Origin of the sequence: Streptomyces sp. JJ36 (assembly GCF_021696945.1) — a bacterium.
Lineage (GTDB): Bacteria > Actinomycetota > Actinomycetes > Streptomycetales > Streptomycetaceae > Streptomyces.
The window spans coordinates 35,420-50,113 of record NZ_JACYHE010000013.1; the positions used below are offsets into that span (position 1 = coordinate 35,420).

The 14,694-nt window shown below is 77.5% G+C and carries 13 protein-coding genes; 6 read left to right on the plus strand and 7 right to left on the minus strand.

Features of this window, described 5'->3' with window-relative positions; all coding sequences use genetic code 11:
* Nucleotides 1-2 precede the first annotated feature (2 nt).
* The gene (locus tag HOY81_RS07800; RefSeq protein ID WP_237319558.1) at nt 3-929 is read right to left on the minus strand and encodes a 1-acyl-sn-glycerol-3-phosphate acyltransferase; all 927 of its coding nucleotides are present in this window, start codon (nt 927-929) and stop codon (nt 3-5) included.
* 168 nt (nt 930-1,097) lie between these two features.
* Between HOY81_RS07800 and HOY81_RS07805 the strand changes: the two genes are divergently transcribed.
* The 6 genes from HOY81_RS07805 to HOY81_RS07830 all read left to right on the plus strand — a co-directional run bounded on the left by HOY81_RS07805 (nt 1,098) and on the right by HOY81_RS07830 (nt 8,947).
* Nucleotides 1,098-1,889, plus strand: coding sequence for a carboxylesterase (locus tag HOY81_RS07805; RefSeq protein ID WP_237319495.1), 792 nt, complete (start codon nt 1,098-1,100; stop codon nt 1,887-1,889).
* Nucleotides 1,876-2,517 (plus strand): hypothetical protein, encoded by a 642-nt coding sequence (locus tag HOY81_RS07810; RefSeq protein WP_237319496.1) that lies wholly within the window; start codon nt 1,876-1,878, stop codon nt 2,515-2,517. Before HOY81_RS07805 ends, HOY81_RS07810 begins: the two co-directional genes overlap by 14 nt.
* Before the next feature lie 1,063 nt (nt 2,518-3,580).
* Nucleotides 3,581-4,606 (plus strand): thiopeptide-type bacteriocin biosynthesis protein, encoded by a 1,026-nt coding sequence (locus tag HOY81_RS07815; protein ID WP_237319497.1) that lies wholly within the window; start codon nt 3,581-3,583, stop codon nt 4,604-4,606.
* Between the two features lies 1 nt (nt 4,607).
* Nucleotides 4,608-7,430, plus strand: coding sequence for a lantibiotic dehydratase (locus HOY81_RS07820; protein ID WP_237319498.1), 2,823 nt, complete (start codon nt 4,608-4,610; stop codon nt 7,428-7,430).
* Nucleotides 7,403-7,546: a hypothetical protein gene (locus HOY81_RS07825; RefSeq protein ID WP_237319499.1), complete on the plus strand. Its 144-nt coding sequence runs from the start codon at nt 7,403-7,405 to the stop codon at nt 7,544-7,546. Before HOY81_RS07820 ends, HOY81_RS07825 begins: the two co-directional genes overlap by 28 nt.
* Before the next feature lie 99 nt (nt 7,547-7,645).
* On the plus strand, nt 7,646-8,947 hold the full coding sequence (locus tag HOY81_RS07830; protein WP_237319500.1) for a lanthionine synthetase LanC family protein: 1,302 nt from the start codon (nt 7,646-7,648) through the stop codon (nt 8,945-8,947).
* A gap of 374 nt (nt 8,948-9,321) precedes the next feature.
* Here HOY81_RS07830 and HOY81_RS07835 read toward each other — a convergent pair whose 3' ends face one another.
* The 6 genes from HOY81_RS07835 to HOY81_RS07860 form a co-directional block, all read right to left on the minus strand.
* The gene (locus HOY81_RS07835) at nt 9,322-10,086 is read right to left on the minus strand and encodes an endonuclease/exonuclease/phosphatase family protein (RefSeq protein WP_237319501.1); all 765 of its coding nucleotides are present in this window, start codon (nt 10,084-10,086) and stop codon (nt 9,322-9,324) included.
* A gap of 102 nt (nt 10,087-10,188) precedes the next feature.
* Nucleotides 10,189-11,130: an ROK family glucokinase gene (locus HOY81_RS07840; RefSeq protein WP_237319502.1), complete on the minus strand. Its 942-nt coding sequence runs from the start codon at nt 11,128-11,130 to the stop codon at nt 10,189-10,191.
* Between the two features lie 126 nt (nt 11,131-11,256).
* Nucleotides 11,257-11,820, minus strand: coding sequence for a DUF5304 domain-containing protein (locus HOY81_RS07845; RefSeq protein ID WP_237319503.1), 564 nt, complete (start codon nt 11,818-11,820; stop codon nt 11,257-11,259).
* 98 nt (nt 11,821-11,918) lie between these two features.
* Nucleotides 11,919-13,325 (minus strand): ArsA family ATPase, encoded by a 1,407-nt coding sequence (locus HOY81_RS07850; RefSeq protein ID WP_237319504.1) that lies wholly within the window; start codon nt 13,323-13,325, stop codon nt 11,919-11,921.
* Between the two features lies 1 nt (nt 13,326).
* Entirely contained in the window at nt 13,327-13,830 is a 504-nt protein-coding gene (locus HOY81_RS07855) for an SRPBCC family protein (RefSeq protein ID WP_237319505.1), read from the minus strand.
* 80 nt (nt 13,831-13,910) lie between these two features.
* Nucleotides 13,911-14,672 (minus strand): metallophosphoesterase, encoded by a 762-nt coding sequence (locus tag HOY81_RS07860; RefSeq protein WP_237319506.1) that lies wholly within the window; start codon nt 14,670-14,672, stop codon nt 13,911-13,913.
* Between the last annotated feature and the right edge of the window lie 22 nt (nt 14,673-14,694).

Below are 14,694 nucleotides of genomic sequence, written 5' to 3' on the forward strand. Positions count from 1 at the left end.
CGTCAGGCTGCGGTGCGCCCGTCGCCGCCGCGGCCGCCGGCCCGCCCGGCGGACTCCTCCCCGGCGGCGCGCTCCTCCCCGGCGGGCCGCTCCGTGCCGCCCGGCGGGGCGGCCCCGGTGTCCCCCGTGTCCGGCTGCTCCGCCGTGCCCGGGCCCCGGCGGTGGTCCGCGTCCTCGTCCGTGTTCTTGCCCGTGCCCTCGTCCGTGCCCCTGTCCCGGTCCTTGTCCGCCTCCTTGGCGGCCTGCTCCGCCGCCTTCTGCGCCTCGGCGATCCGCCGCTTGGCCGCGGTGGCGTACATGTCCACGTACTCCTGGCCGGAGAGCCGCATGATCTCGTACATGACCTCGTCGGTCACCGCGCGCTGGATGAAGCGGTCGTTGTCCATGCCCTGGTAACGGCTGAAATCCATCGGCCGGCCGATCCGGATGCCCGGGCGCATCAGCTTGGGCACCAGCTTCCCGGGCGGCTGGATCTTCTCCGTGTCGATCATCGCCACCGGGATCACCGGAGCGCCCGAGCGCAGCGCCACCCGCGCCAGCCCGCCGGGCTTGCCGCGGTAGAGCCGGCCGTCGGGTGAGCGGGTGCCCTCCGGGTAGATGCCGAAGAGCTCGCCGCGCTCCAGTACCTCCAGGCCGCTCCGGATCGCCGCCTCGCCCGCGCCCCGGACGCCGGACCGGTCCACCGGGAGCTGCCCCACGCCCTTGAAGAAGGCCGCGGTCAGCTTCCCCTTCACGCCGGGGGAGGTGAAGTACTCGGCCTTGGCGATGAAGGTGACCTTGCGGTCCAGCACCGCGGGCAGGAAGAAGGAGTCCGAGAAGGACAGGTGGTTGCTGGCCAGGATGGCCGGGCCCGTGGCGGGCACGTTCTCCAGGCCCTCCACCCAGGGGCGGAAGACCAGCTTCAGGGAGCTGCCGACCGACAGCTTCATCGCGCCGTAGAGCAACCGAGGACCTCCTGTTCGACGAGCCGACCCTATCTCGCCCGGGGCCGGGTTCCCCTCACAGGCGCCGCCGCGCTACCCGGTGACGGCACGCGCGCGTAGGGTGGCAGCACCGCCCCTGTGGTGTCCGACGTACGACGCGAAGGGAGTACCGCGGTGCCGCTCATGCCCGGAGCCGAGCCGCTGCATCACGACGGTTCACGGACCGGCGTCCTGTTGTGCCACGGCTTCACCGGCTCCCCGCAGTCCCTGCGCCCGTGGGCCCGGTACCTCGCGGACCGGGGCCTCACGGTAGCCCTGCCGTTGCTTCCGGGCCACGGCACCCGCTGGCAGGACCTCCAGATCACCGGCTGGCAGGACTGGTACGCCACCGTCGACCGCGAACTGCGGGTGCTGCGCGAGCGCTGCGACGAGGTGTTCGTCTGCGGCCTGTCGATGGGCGGGGCGCTGGCGCTGCGCCTCGCCGCCCGGCACGGGGACGCGGTCCGCGGGGTGGCCGTGGTCAACCCCGCGTGCACCTTCCCCCGGCTCCAGGGGTACGCGCTGCCCGTACTCCGCCAGTTCCTGCCCTCCACCAAGGGGCTGACCGACGACATCGCCAAGGAGGGCACACACGAGTTGGGCTACTCCCGGGTGCCGCTGCACGCCGCCTCCTCCCTGCGGGACTTCTTCCGCGTGGTGCGGGCCGAGCTTCCGCAGGTCACCCAGCCGCTGCTGGTGCTGCACAGCCGCACCGACCACGTCGTGCCCCCCGGCGACTCGGCGCTGATCCTCTCCCGGGTCTCCTCCACGGACGTCACCGAGACGGTGCTGGAACGCAGCTACCACGTGGCCCCCCTCGACCACGACGCGGAGCGGGTCTTCGCCGACACCCACGGCTTCGTCACCCGGCTCTCCGGTTCGGACGCCGGCGCCGCGACGGGGAAGGCCGCCCGTGGCGGAGCGTGAGGGCGGCCCGGGCCAGGGCGACGAGCACGAGCCCACGCTGCCGGCCGACGAGGAGGCCGCCTGGGCGCAGATCGTCGCCGCGTACGAGGACGAGCCGGACACCGGCGGGCCGGAGGCGCGTGACGCCGGCGCCCGCGGCAGCGCTGCGGGCGACGCCGAGGACGCACACGGCGGGACGGACGGAGCGCCCGGACGGGCCGGCGGGGCGCACGGACCGGCGGACGGCCCGCGCCGGACCGGCGACGGGCCGGACGACGCCGGGGACGTCCCGGAGCGGGACGACGACCCGCCGGTGCGCAGCTTCACGGTCTACACCCCGGGCGCCGGCCCCCGCGACTGGTCTCCGCCCGAGGGGGCGGAGCGCGAGGACGACGAAGGGCACTTCGTGCCGCCGGAGCCGCCGCCGCTGCCGGAGGCGGACACCGTGACCAAGTTCGCCTGGGTCGCGGCGCTGGGCGGGCCGCTGCTGCTGATCGGGGCGGTGCTCTTCCGCGTCCCGATGACCTGGTGGATCGTCACCCTCGGCGTCGGCGGGTTCCTGGGCGGGTTCGCCACCCTGGTGGCCCGGATGCGGGACGGCCGGGACGACGACGACTTCGACGACCCGGGGCGCGGGGCCGTGGTCTGAGCACCGGGCGGGCGGGTCCCGCCCGGACCGGGCAGCGAGACGCCGCCGCAGCCTGCCCGGATATGGAAGTGCGCGAGGGCCGGTCCGTGCGGGAGAATCCTGACCCGTGCCGGAGGGGCCGGTCACGGGCACGAGTTCGAGGGGGAACCGACCATGCTCACGCTGCTGCTGGTCTTCAGTCTGGTGACCCTGCTCACGGGGTGGCTCATCAACGTCGAGCTGCGCCGGGAGCGGGAGCGCGCGGGCGCCGGGCGCTGACTCCCACCCGGGCGGGGCCGGACGGCTCGCGCTGTCGGCGGGTCGCCGTGCCCGGCCGGTGGGGCGGTCCGCACCGCACCCGGGGAGTCCGCCCGGCGTGATCACCGCCCGGACGGCGAGCCCGCGCCGCCGTCGCCTCCGGCCGCCACGGGAGGGCCGGAAGGCCGGACCTCGCGCAGTCGTCGTGCGGCCGCTCCGCCGTGCCCCGCCGGGTGGCGCTCCTCCGGTGCGTGCGCGTTCCCGCCGCAGCCCGCACCCCTCCACCGAGCCGTACCTGATCCGTGCCGCGGGCGGCGTGTCCGCGCTGCCCGCGGGCTCCTGCCGGGAGGCGTTCCGCGCCGCGTCCCGCGTGCCGGACCCGGCTGGTTCCGGGCGGTCCCCCCCCGCGCCTGCCCCCTCACCGGCGTGCTCCGGCTTTCCTCCGCCGCGGGCTCCGCCGGGTGCCCCTCCGGGGACGGTGCCGGGATGCCCGGTGTGTTCCGCGGGGGTCTCCGGAGCGCCCTTCCGGGCCGTTCGCCGCTCTTCCGGGGCGTCCGCCGGAACGCCTCCGGGACGGCCCTGCGCCGCGCGGCCGGGGACGCCCGGTGCCGGGACACCTGCGGCGTTCCGCCTAGCGGCGCCGCAGGGCGCACCCGGCCCGGCCGGAGCGCCGGCGCACTCCCGTCGATGATCTGACTACTGCGTGCCGAGCTTTCGGGAATTCGCGGTCCGGACATCTCAGGAGGAGAGGAACGCACCGTGCCGGAGCGCCCCCCGCGTCCCGGCAGCGTGCTTCCGCCGCCCGGAGCCACCGCGAGGAGCCCGCATGCTGGAGGTCGAACGTCTGCTGGCCGACTGCCTGCACGACGTACGCACGCAGGGGCACCGTACCGTGCCCCTCACGGCCGAGCCCGGAACCGCCTACGCGGAGGCGCGCCGCACCTTCCTCACCGCCGGCCTGCGGGCGCTGCGGGACGATCTGCCCGAGTCCGGGTGGACGCAGCTCTCCCTCGCACCCGGCCGGCACCCGCTCCCGGACCTGTACCGGCGGCTGGCCGCGGCCGCCCGCGCCCTCACCGGCCCGGAAGGGCCGGCCGGCGACTTCTTCTTCCTGCACAAGCCGCCGGGCCTGCGGATCCGCTTCCGCGCCGCCGGCCCGGAACACGCGGAGGACCTGCGGGCTGCCCTGCGGCACCACTTCACGCCGCGCGACGGCGACGGGGAGCCGCCGGTCGAGGGGGTGTACGAGCCGGAGGTCTACCTCTTCGGCGGCCCACGCGCCATGCCCTGGGTGCACGCCCTGTTCACCGCCGACTCCCTCGCCTGGCTGGACCACCACGCCGGGACCGGCGGTCACGGCGCCCCGCCCCCGCCGGACTGGCGGGTGTCCCTCACGCTGCTGCGCGCGATGCTGGACGGGCTGGGCGTGGTGGGCTGGGAACACCGCGGCGTCTGGACGGCCGTACGGGAGGAGACCGGCCGCCGGTTGCCGGACGGCCTCACCGGGCCGGCCCGGCAGCACGCCGCCGCCGGAGTCCGCGGGTACTGGCGGTGCTCCCGCGACGAGCAGCTCGGCGCCCTGCCCGCCGGGTGGCGGGACGCCGTACGCGGCCACGCGGAGGCCGTGCAGCAGGCCGCCGAGCGCTGGCGGGCGGGCTACTTCGAGTCCGGTGACGCCTGCACGGGGCCGCGCCGCGCTGCCGCCTTCGCCGTGATCTTCCACTGGAACCGGGGCCGCTTCTCGGTCGCCCGCCAGGCGCTGCTGACCGAGGCCCTCGCGGAGGCGGACACGCCGTTCCCGGCGGGGGCGGACACGCCGGCCCCGGCGCCGGCCTACGGGAAGGCCCGCTGAGATGGGCGGCCGCCCGGAAGCGGAGCACCCGTCCGCACCGACCTCGCGGCAGACTCCCGGGCCCGCCGCACCGGCGCCGCACGACCCGCCCCTCGGCGGCACGGTGCTGCTGCGGGTCGCGGGGCTGCCCTGCGCCGACTGGGCCGGCGCCGCCGACCCGGGGCCGGCCGAGCGGTTCGTCCGGTACGAGCACGCCGCCGCGGCCCGTACCGCCCGCGCCCGCGAACTCGCCGACCGGCTGGGCCGCACCGTGGTGCCGCACCCGCGGCTGGCCGGGGACGACCGCCGCGCCGTGCTGGCCCTCCGCCGGCGGCTGCACGGCGGCGGAGTCCCCGGGCCCGACGACTGCCGGATCCTCGACGCCTCGCCCGCCGTGCCTCCCCGACTCGCCGCAGCCGTACGCGACCTGGCGCACGAGACCGAAACGGCCGCCGCCGAACGCGCCGCCCTGGACCAGGCCGTGACGGCGGAACAGCTCCGGCTCGGAGCCCACGCCTGGGGCCTGGCGTGCTCCCGTCCGGTCCTGCGGGAGTTCCTGGCCGCCACCGCCCCCGAGGTCGTCGCGGACGCCGGGCGCCGGCTGGCGGCCGGCGGCACCTGGGACGGCAAGCAGTTGCGCAAGCGCGGCGCCTATCTCTGGCGCGTCCTGGGGCGGATCGCGGCCAAGACCACGCCCCGCGGGTGGGCCGGCCAGACGGCCACGGCCCGGCTCGCCGCCGGCGCCCCGGAAACCGCCGCCGGCCCGGCCGGGGACCGGCTGCTCGCACCCGGGACCGTCCTGGGGGCGCTCGCCGCCGGCCGCACGGAGAACGTTCATCTGGCGCGCGCCCGCCACACACCGCCGGACCTGCGCACCGCCGGCCCGGACACCCTGCTCGCCCCGGCGCCCCTGCACTTCACCGAGCCGCCCGCCGCTCCGGGCGACGGCACCGGACGGCTGCGCTGCTACGTGGTCGACCCGCAGCAGCCGGGGCGCCTCCGGCAGGTCGTCCTCCGCCGCACCCGTGCTCTCGAGACGGTGCTGGCCCTGCTGGCCGACGGGCCGGTCACGCTGGGCGGCCTGGAGGCCGCACTGGCGGGCGGCGCCGCGGCCGTGCACCCCACCGGCCCCGCCCCCGGAGTGCTGCGCGGCTTCCTCCAGCACCTGCTGGAGCGCGGTGTGCTCCAGGTGTGCACCGCCCCCCGGCGGCACCACACCCCGTGGACCTCCGCCGTGGAAGCGGCCCGGCACGGCACCCTGCCCGGCCCCGGGCCGGAGCCCGCGGCGGAGGGGGAGAGGGGCACCGGACCCCGCCCGGCCGGTGGCGCCGGATGGTTCCTCGACTCCTACCGCCGCCTCGACGCCCCGGTGCCGGCCGCCGCCGCGGACCGGGTGGCACACGGCCTGCGCGTCGCCGCACGTATCGCCGCGCTGCGTGCCGCCGACACCCGGGAGGGCGCGCACGGCACGCACCGGCCCGCGTCCCCGCCCGGGCTCGACCAGCTCACCGGGGAACCCCGGCCCGTCAGCGAACTGCTCGCCCGCTGGCAGTCCGGGACCGGCGGGCCGCCGCCGGTCGCGGCCCACCAGGCGTACCCCGGCTGGCCCGCCGCCCGGTGCCGCGACTCCGGTTACGGGCGGCTGCTGGCCCGCCTCGCCGACGCCTCCGGCGCGGCGGAGACCGACCTCGACGACGCGCTGCTGGACTCCCTCGGCGCCCCGCCCGCCGCCGCGTCGCTGCCGGACTGGCCGCTCGACTGCCTGCTGCGACCGCTGCCGGGCCCCGGACCGGTGGCCGTACTGGAATCCGCCTCCTCCGCCGGGATGCTGGACGCCCGGTTCGCCGACGGGCTGGCCACCCTGCACGGCGCCTACCCGAACGCCGACGCCTACCGCGCCTTTCTCGCCGCCGTGGAGCGCCGCACCGGGGTGCGCTTCGTGGAACTGCTGGTGCCGCCGCTCGCCGAACGCGCGGCCAACGCCGTCCGCCGGCCCGTCACCACCGGCTGGTGGACCGGGGACCCGGACCCCACCCCGTACTACGGTCCGCACGGGCCGCGGCCGCGCTACCTGCCGCTGGACCGGATCACCGTCCGCCGCGGCCCCGGCGGACGGCTCCTCGCCGAGGCCGACGGGCGCCGCATCGTCCCCGTCCACCACGCCACCCGTACCCCCGTCCCGCCGTACGACCTGCTGGTGCGGGCACTGCTGGCCGCCGGGCACCCGGCCGCCTCCTGGATGCTCCGGCTCGACCGGCCGGACACCGCGCTGCCCGGATCGCCCCGCCTGCCGCGCATCACCGCCGCCGGTGGCGCGCTGGTGCTCAGCCCCGCCACCTGGCGGGTGCCCCGCGGCGCCCTCTGGCGGCCCGGCGACCCGCTGCCGGAGCGGGCGCGCACCCTGGCGCTGCTGCGCCACTCCGCAGGGCTGCCCCGGTACGCCTTCCTCCGGACCTCCTCGGGCGGCAAGCCGGTGCCGGCGGACCTCGCCTCGCTCACCGCCCTGCACCTCGTGGAGCGGCTCTGCGCCCGGCAGGCCGGTGACGACCTGCTGGTCGAGGAGATGCTCCCCGCCCCCGGAGACCTCCTGCTCCGGGACCCGCTGCACCACGGAGCCGCTGTCGCGGCGCAGCTCCTGCTGCGGCTGCCGCACGACCGCGGTGCCGAGGACTTCGCGGAGGCCGCCGCACGGACGCTGTGCGCCGGCCCGGAGCAGGTCCCCGCAGACGTCCCCGACGGCCCGTCCGCAGCCGCCGGACGGGCCGCCGGGGCGGCCCTCACCCACGGAGAGAAGGGAACACGAAGATGCCCGCGACCATGGAACTCACCGACCTCGACGCGCTGATCGACGACCTCGACGAGCGCATCACCGACAGCGAGCTGCCCACGCCGGAGGCCGTCACGGCCGCCTGCAGCGGGCTGTGCACGGTGGTCGTCTGCACGGTCATCGTCTGCAGCTGAAGCCAGGGCCCGCCCGGGACCCCCGGGCGGGCCCGTGACCCCACGGAGCCGTCCGGACCTCCGGACGGCTCCCCGCGCGGACGCCGACGAGGAGCCCCCATGCCGCTCGACCCGGGCACCACCGATCACACCGGCACCACCACGACCGGGACGGCACCCGCCCCCGGCCCCCGCCCCGCCACCGGCCCCCGCCCCGCCGCCGTACACGGACCGGCCCATGACCTCGCCGTACGCTTCCTGCAGCGGTGGTCGGCCGCCCCCGGCCGCCGCCCCGCCGCCCCCGGAGACCCGGGCGTCCCGGTGCTCGCCCGGCTCGTCGCCCGCAGCGGCGCGCCCGGGGCGGAGGAGACGGCGGCGCGCGCGGTCGCCGTCTGGGCGCGTACGGCCGGGCACGGGCGCGGGCACCCCGGGCTGTACGACGGCGGGCTCGCCGGCACCCTCGCCGGGCTGCGGCTCGGCGCCGGGCTCCACCCGGTGCTGCACACCGCCGCCGACCGGCTGCGTGACCGGCTCACCGCCACGGCCACCCGCGACCGGCGCCGGGACCGGGTCGGCTTCGCCGACTACGACCTCGTCCTCGGCCCCGCCGGCACCCTGCTCGCGCTGTGCGCCGGCGACCGGCCCGCCGCGGTTCTGCTGCGGCCGTTCACCCACCATCTGGTCGCCCTGTGCGACCGCGACGACCTGCCCCGCCTGCGGGCCGGCCGGTACGCCGGCCATCCGCAACTCGCCTGGCTGCAGGGCCGGATCAACACCGGCATGGGGCACGGCGTGGCCGGGCTGGCCGCGGCGCTCACCGCCGCCGTACGGCACACCGCACCCGCATCCGGCCCGGAGCCGGAACTCACGGCCGCGCTGCGCCGTGCCACGCGCTGGCTGGCCGGCCAGGCGTACGACGACGCCCGCGGCGTGCGGAGCTGGCCCGGCGCCGGGCTGGACGGCACGCCCCCGCCGGCCGGCGCACAGGCCCGGCAGGCATGGTGCTACGGCAACCCGGGTGTGCCCTGGGCCCTCTGGGACGCGGCCGACGCCCTCGGCGACGCCGCGGCCGCCGAACGGGCCGCGGCCGCGTTCGGCACCCTCGCCGAACGGTACGACGAGGACTTCCACCTCTTCGGGGACCGCCCCGACGACCTGCTGGGGCTCTGCCACGGCGCCGGGGGCGTGCTCGCGGTGGCGGACGCCTTCCGCCGGCACGCCGGGCTGCCGGCCGCCACCGCCCTCGCCGACCGGCTCACTGGACACCTGGAGGAGCGCCTGACGGCGAAGCGGGTGCTCGGCACACCGCCCGCCGGGATGTCGGACGGGCTGCTGGGCGGTGCGCCGGGAGCGCTGAGCGCCCTGCTCACCGCGCGGCACGGCGCCGACCGCGCCTGGCTCCCCTGCCTGGGCCTCCGTTAGGGCCCGCGGCGACGGGGCGGGTCCGCCCGCCGGGCTCCTGTGCCGTGGGGGCGTCCGCGGCCGTCCGGCGGCGCGCCCGCTGCCAGCGGGCGCTGCGCGAGCGGGCTCTGTTCCGCCGCGGCGGCGCGCACCGTCGCCGGCCGGGTCCGGCGGTACCCGGCGGCCGTCCGGGAGCTGCTCACCCCGCTGGCGGACGAGGCGCCCGGCGCCGCGCGCGCGTGCCGCGGGAGCGGCTCCTCCGTCCTCAGCGAGCGCGCGCACCCTCACCGGCCGGGTCCGGCGGTCCCGCTGAGGCCGTCGGGGCGCCGCGCCCGTCCCGGCGGGACGGTGCGCCGGGCGCGAGGGAGACAGGGGCCCCGCGCGAAGCGCGGCCCCTAGCGCGGCGGGACGCGCAGGGCCGCCAGCACCGGCAGATGATCCGTCGCCGCCAGCAGGTCCCGGTCGTTCACCCCGGGCAGCCCGCGCGGCACCCCGCACCCCAGCACCTCGACGCCGTCCGAGGCGAGCACCGCGTCGATGCGCTGGTGCGGGTCCGCCGGGGTGGAGGTGTGCTCCGCCCCCCACGGCCGCACCGCCCAGGCGTCCTGCAGCTCCGCGGTCAGGCGGCGGAAGGACCGTCCGCGTGGTCCCTCGTTGAGGTCTCCCGCGGCCACCGCGTACGGCGTGCGCGGATGGTGCAGCCGCTCCAGCAACATCCCTGCCTGCGCATGGCGCTCGTCCGCCCGGAGGCTGAGATGGCAGCTCACCACGGACAGGCGCGCGGAGGGCCCGAAGCGGAGCAGGGCGGTGGCGAAGCCCCGTCGGTGCAGCCCCGGAGTGAGCGGGAGCAGTACGTCCGCGGTGTCCTCCACATACGCCCGCAGCGAGGCCAGGATCATCGGCCCGGCGGCGGTCGCGCCGCCCGTCACACAGGTCAGGCCCGACAGGCGCGCGAGCCGTGCGGCGTGCTTGCGCCAGCGGAAGAAGCGGGGTGCCTCCTGCACGCAGACGACGTCGGGGGCGCAGGCCCGGATCACCCGGGCCAGCGCCCCCGTGTCGTCCCGCAGGGAGCGGACGTTGTAGCTGAGCAGGCGGATCACCGCGGAGCCGTCCGGCTCGGTCCGCGATGCGGGGAGGTCGGTGAGCACCGCAGGAGTCATGGGCGGAAGCGTACGACGTCCCGCGCGACTCCGCCCGTGTGCGGCACCGCCCGCCGGTGCACCGCGGGGCGCCCTGCCCGGCGCGGGCGCGCCCGCGCCGGATCAGCCCTGGCGTGCCAGGTCGGCCGCGCCCACCAGCCCCGCCTCGCCGCCGAGTTGGGCGGCGAGCACCTGGGCGTGCGGCCGCCACTTCCCGCCGACCAGCCAGCGCCGGAAGGACTTGCGGATCGGGTCCAGGACCAGGTCTCCCTCGTCCGAGACGCCGCCGCCCACGATGAAGGCCGACGGGTCGAAGAGCGAGGCCAGGTCGGCCAGGCCGGCCCCGGCCCAGCGGGCCAGCTCCCGGAAGGCGTCGACGGCGACCGGGTCGCCGGCGCGTGCCGCCTGGCTGATGTGCCGGCCCTCGATCCCGGCTGCGGTGCCGTCGCCCAGCCCGAGCAGGATCTCGGCGTTCTCCGGGGTGGCCGCGGCCCGCTGCTGCGCGTACCGGACCAGGGCCCGGCCGGAGGCGTACTGCTCCCAGCAGCCCTGGCTGCCGCAGCCGCACAGCAGCCCGTCCGGCACCACCCGGATGTGCCCGAACTCGGCCGCCACGCCGAAGCGTCCGCGGTGCAGCCGGCCGCCGATCACGATGCCGCCGCCCAGCCCGGTCCCCAGTGTGATGCAGACGACGTCGTCGTGGCCCTGGCCCGCGCCGAAGCGGTACTCGCCCCAGGCGGCGGCGTTGGCGTCGTTCTCCACCACCACGGGGAGGCCGACGCGCTGCTCGACCTTGTCCTTGAGCGCCTCGTGGCGCCAGGCGATGTTCGGGGCGAAGAGCACGGTGGCGCGTTTGTCGTCGACATAGCCGGCGGCCCCGATGCCGACCGCCTCCACCGGCTGCTCCGCGCTGACCGTCCGGACAGCGTCGGCGATGGCGTCGACGACGCCTTCGGCGGTGGGCGGGGTCGGCACCTTGCACGTCTCGAGGATCGTGCCCTCCTCGTCGACCACGCCAGCCGCGATCTTGGTACCGCCGATGTCGACGCCGATGGTGAGTCCCATATGTCCCTCAGTTGTTCCGTCGAACCCCGCTGCGGAGAGGGTACCGGAGGCATCCGTCACACCGGCGCCCGCCTGCACACGCACCGTGGGACGCCCGGCACAATCCGTTCCGCCCCGCCCGGCGGGTCAGTCGAGGTCGATGCGCTCCGGCCCCGGGCCGGGGTCGTCGTCGCCCCGTCCGTCGCCGGCGTCCGTGCCGCGGCCCGCACCGTCCGTACGGCCCGTGCGGCCGCCCGGGTGGTCCGGCTCGTCCCGGACCGCGTCCTCGGGGACTCCCTCCTCCCGGACCGCGTCCTCCGGGCGCAGCGTGGCCGCCCAGCGCCGTTCCTGGCCCTGCACGGCGGAGCGGTAGGCGGCGAGCAGTTCGCTGCCCGCGGTGGCCAGGTGGTCGAAGACCTGCGGGTTGCGCTCGACGACCGGCTCGACGACCGCACGGGCCTGGGCGAGGAACTGCTGGGCGACGCCCTGCACGGCGAACTGCCCGGCCGCGCCGCCGAGCGGCCGGCCCAGCTCCGCGACCCGGGACGACACCGCGTCGGCGAGCTTGCGCAGCTCCTCCGCGGCGCTGAGCTGCTGCGGCCCGTGCTCCGCGCGGCGCCGGGCCTGCTCGGCGGCGAGATCCTCCTCGACGGCCGCGGCCCAGGCGTCGGCGTCGGGCTCGGCTGCGGGGCGCTCGGCGGCATCGCTCATGGCGGGCTCCTACGGCGGGAAGGCGGGAACGCGGGTATCGGGAACGCGGGTGTACGGAAAGCTGACCACGCGCGGGAGACAAGACCTCTCCTCCGACGTTACCCGAACGGCCGGGCACTCCGGGGCCACAGCGCGGGGTCGGGCGTGAACCGCACCCGCAGCTCGCCGTCCCGCAGCGCCGCCCCGGCCACCCGGCACCGGCGCAGCGCGGCGGGCAGCGACAGCAGCCGCCGGTGCGGCCCGACGGAGACGAGCAGGTCGTCCCCGCGCCGCACCAGGTCGAGCAGTTCCCGGCGGGCCCCGGGCAGCGGCAGCACCCAGTGAAGCTGTCCCTCGGCGGTCAGCCGGTCCTCCAGCCGTCCTGCGGACGGCGCGCCGTCCGCCCCGCCCCTGTCGGAGGGCGCCGCGGTCGCGGACGGCTCCGTGCCGTCACCCGGTACCGGCAGCGGGGCCGCCAGCTCCGCCAGCGCGGCCACGCCGAGCGGGGCACGGCCCAGGTGGGGGAGCTCGCACAGGGCCGGCGGGTCCCCCGGGCAGCCCGGTGCGCACAGCTCCCGGAACTCCTTGAGTGCGGCCCGCTGCTGCTCCGCAAGTCCCGCGAGCCAGGGGTCCGGGGAGTCCGCGGGCAGCACCCGGTTCGCCACCAGCGCCCCGAGGCGTACGCCGTGCAGCGCCAGCGCTGCCCGTGCGGTGCCAAGGGGGTCCGCCGCGAGCGGCCCCGGTTCGGCGACCAGCCGCACCGAGGTGCCGGGGGACTCCAGTACCGCCCGGGTGGCGGCCAGTTCGCGCCGCCACCGGTCCGCCGTCTCGTACACCCGGGGTGCCGGCATCGGCACCCCGGCGAGCTGGGCCAGCAGCGGGTGCAGGGCGCGGGCGGCCTGCTTCTCGGGCGGCAGCAGCCGGCGCAGCGTGCGGCCGAGCTGCTCGGGCAGCGCGAGCAGCCGCAGGGCCTGCGGGGCGGGCGGCAGGTCGACCACCACGGTGTCCCACGGTCCGTACGGACTCGCCGCGCCGCCGGCGCCCGGTCCGCCGGAGGCGTGCGCCGCACGTAGCGCCCGGAGCAGGGCCAGGGCCTCCGCGCCGGGCAGCGCGGTGATCTCGTCCTCGTCCAGCGGCTCGGTGCCCACCAGCTCCAGCGCGGCACGCGCCCGCCGCAGCAGGCCCGCGGTGAGCTCCCGGAAGCTGTCGTCCGGTGCCGTGCGGGCCGCCCACAGCCCCGGCACCGCCCCGACCGCAACCGGGCGCGGCCCGGAGGGGGCCGCCGCTGTGGCGGCGGGACCGCTGCCGCGGGTCTCCGCGGGCGGCAGGTCCAGCAGGGCCTCCGGCACGCCGGGGTCCTCGGTGGTGAGCAGCAGCACCCGCTGTCCGGCGCGGGCCGCCGCCAGCGCGCTCGCCGCGGCGACCGTGGTGCGCCCCGCGCCGCCCGCGCCGGTCACCAGCACCGTGTGCGGGCGCCCGCCGTGTCCGCCGGCCCGGCCGGCCGGCGCCGGCCCGTCGGCCGTCATCTCACTCCCCGCCGCCTTTCGGGGAGCCGCCTCCGCCCTGCCCGCCGTCTCCGGCGGTCCCGTCGGCGACGGACTCGACACGCTTCTTCAGCCCGTCCAGCGCCCGGTCGATGATGACCTTCTCCGCCTTGCGCTTGATCATGCCCAGCATCGGGATCTTGACGTCCACCGTCAGCCGGTACGTCACCTCGGTGCGGGTGCCGTCCCCCAGCGGGGAGAGCCGGTAGGAGCCGTCCAGGGCGCGCAGCATCTGGGAGGACACCAGGGACCAGCGCACCTCGTGCGGGCCTGCCCACTCGTAGGACAACGTGTGCTCGTCCTTGATCGCTCCGGCGTCCAGCAGCAGCCGCACCCGCTCGGCGCGGCCCTCGACGTCGGTGGAGAGCACCTCGGCCTCCTTCACCTCGCCGGTCCACTCCGGGTAGCGGGCGAAGTCGGAGATCACCCCCATCACCGCGCCGGGGGCGGCGTCGATGGTGATGCTCGAGCTGGTGTGTTCCGCCATCGCCGTGGCTCCTCCGCTTGCTCCGCCGGGTCCGTGCGGCCCTGCCGCCTGCGGGGGCAGGTTACCGTGCGGTCGGGCCGTCACCACTCCAGGACCCAGGGGGTGCCGGTGTGGTTGAAGTGGCCGACGTTCACGCATTCGGTGCGGCCCAGCCGCATCCGGCGTTGCAGCGGCTGGTGGACGTGGCCGAAGAGGTGGTAGCGGGGCCGTGCCTGACGGATGGCCTCCAGCAGCGCCGTGCTGCCCCGCTCGAAGCGGCGGGCGACGGTGTCGTAGCAGAGTTCCGGGACGGCGGGCGGGATGTGCGAGCAGAGCACGTCGATCTCGCCGAGGGCGGCGACCTTCGCGGCGTACGTCTCCTCGGGGATCTCGTACGGGGTGCGCATCGGGCTGGGCAGGCCGCCGCCCACGAAGCCGAAGCGGAGCCCGCCGATCTCGGTGGTCTCCCCGTCCAGCACGGTGGTCCCCGGGTGCGCGTACTCGGGCCACAGCGGCGGCATGTCGACGTTGCCGTAGGTCGCGTACGTGGGGGAGGGGAAGGCGGCGAAGAGCTCCGCGTACTGCCGGCGTACCGCCTCCTCGGTGGCCGCCCGGCGGTCCAGGCCCGCCCACAGCCGCGCGGACAGCTCGCGTGCCTCGGCGAACCGGCGCGCGGTGCGCAGTTCGACGAGGCGGGTGGCGTTCTCCGCCCCGAAGAGGTCGGGGAAGATGCCGCGCGAGTGGTCGGCGTAGTCGAGGAAGAGGATCAGGTCGCCCAGGCACACCAGCGCGTCCGCGCCGTCCCCCGCCGTCGCGAGGTCCTCGCTGTTGCCGTGCACGTCGCTCACCACGTGGACTCGCATGGCCACACCCTAAGGCCGCCCG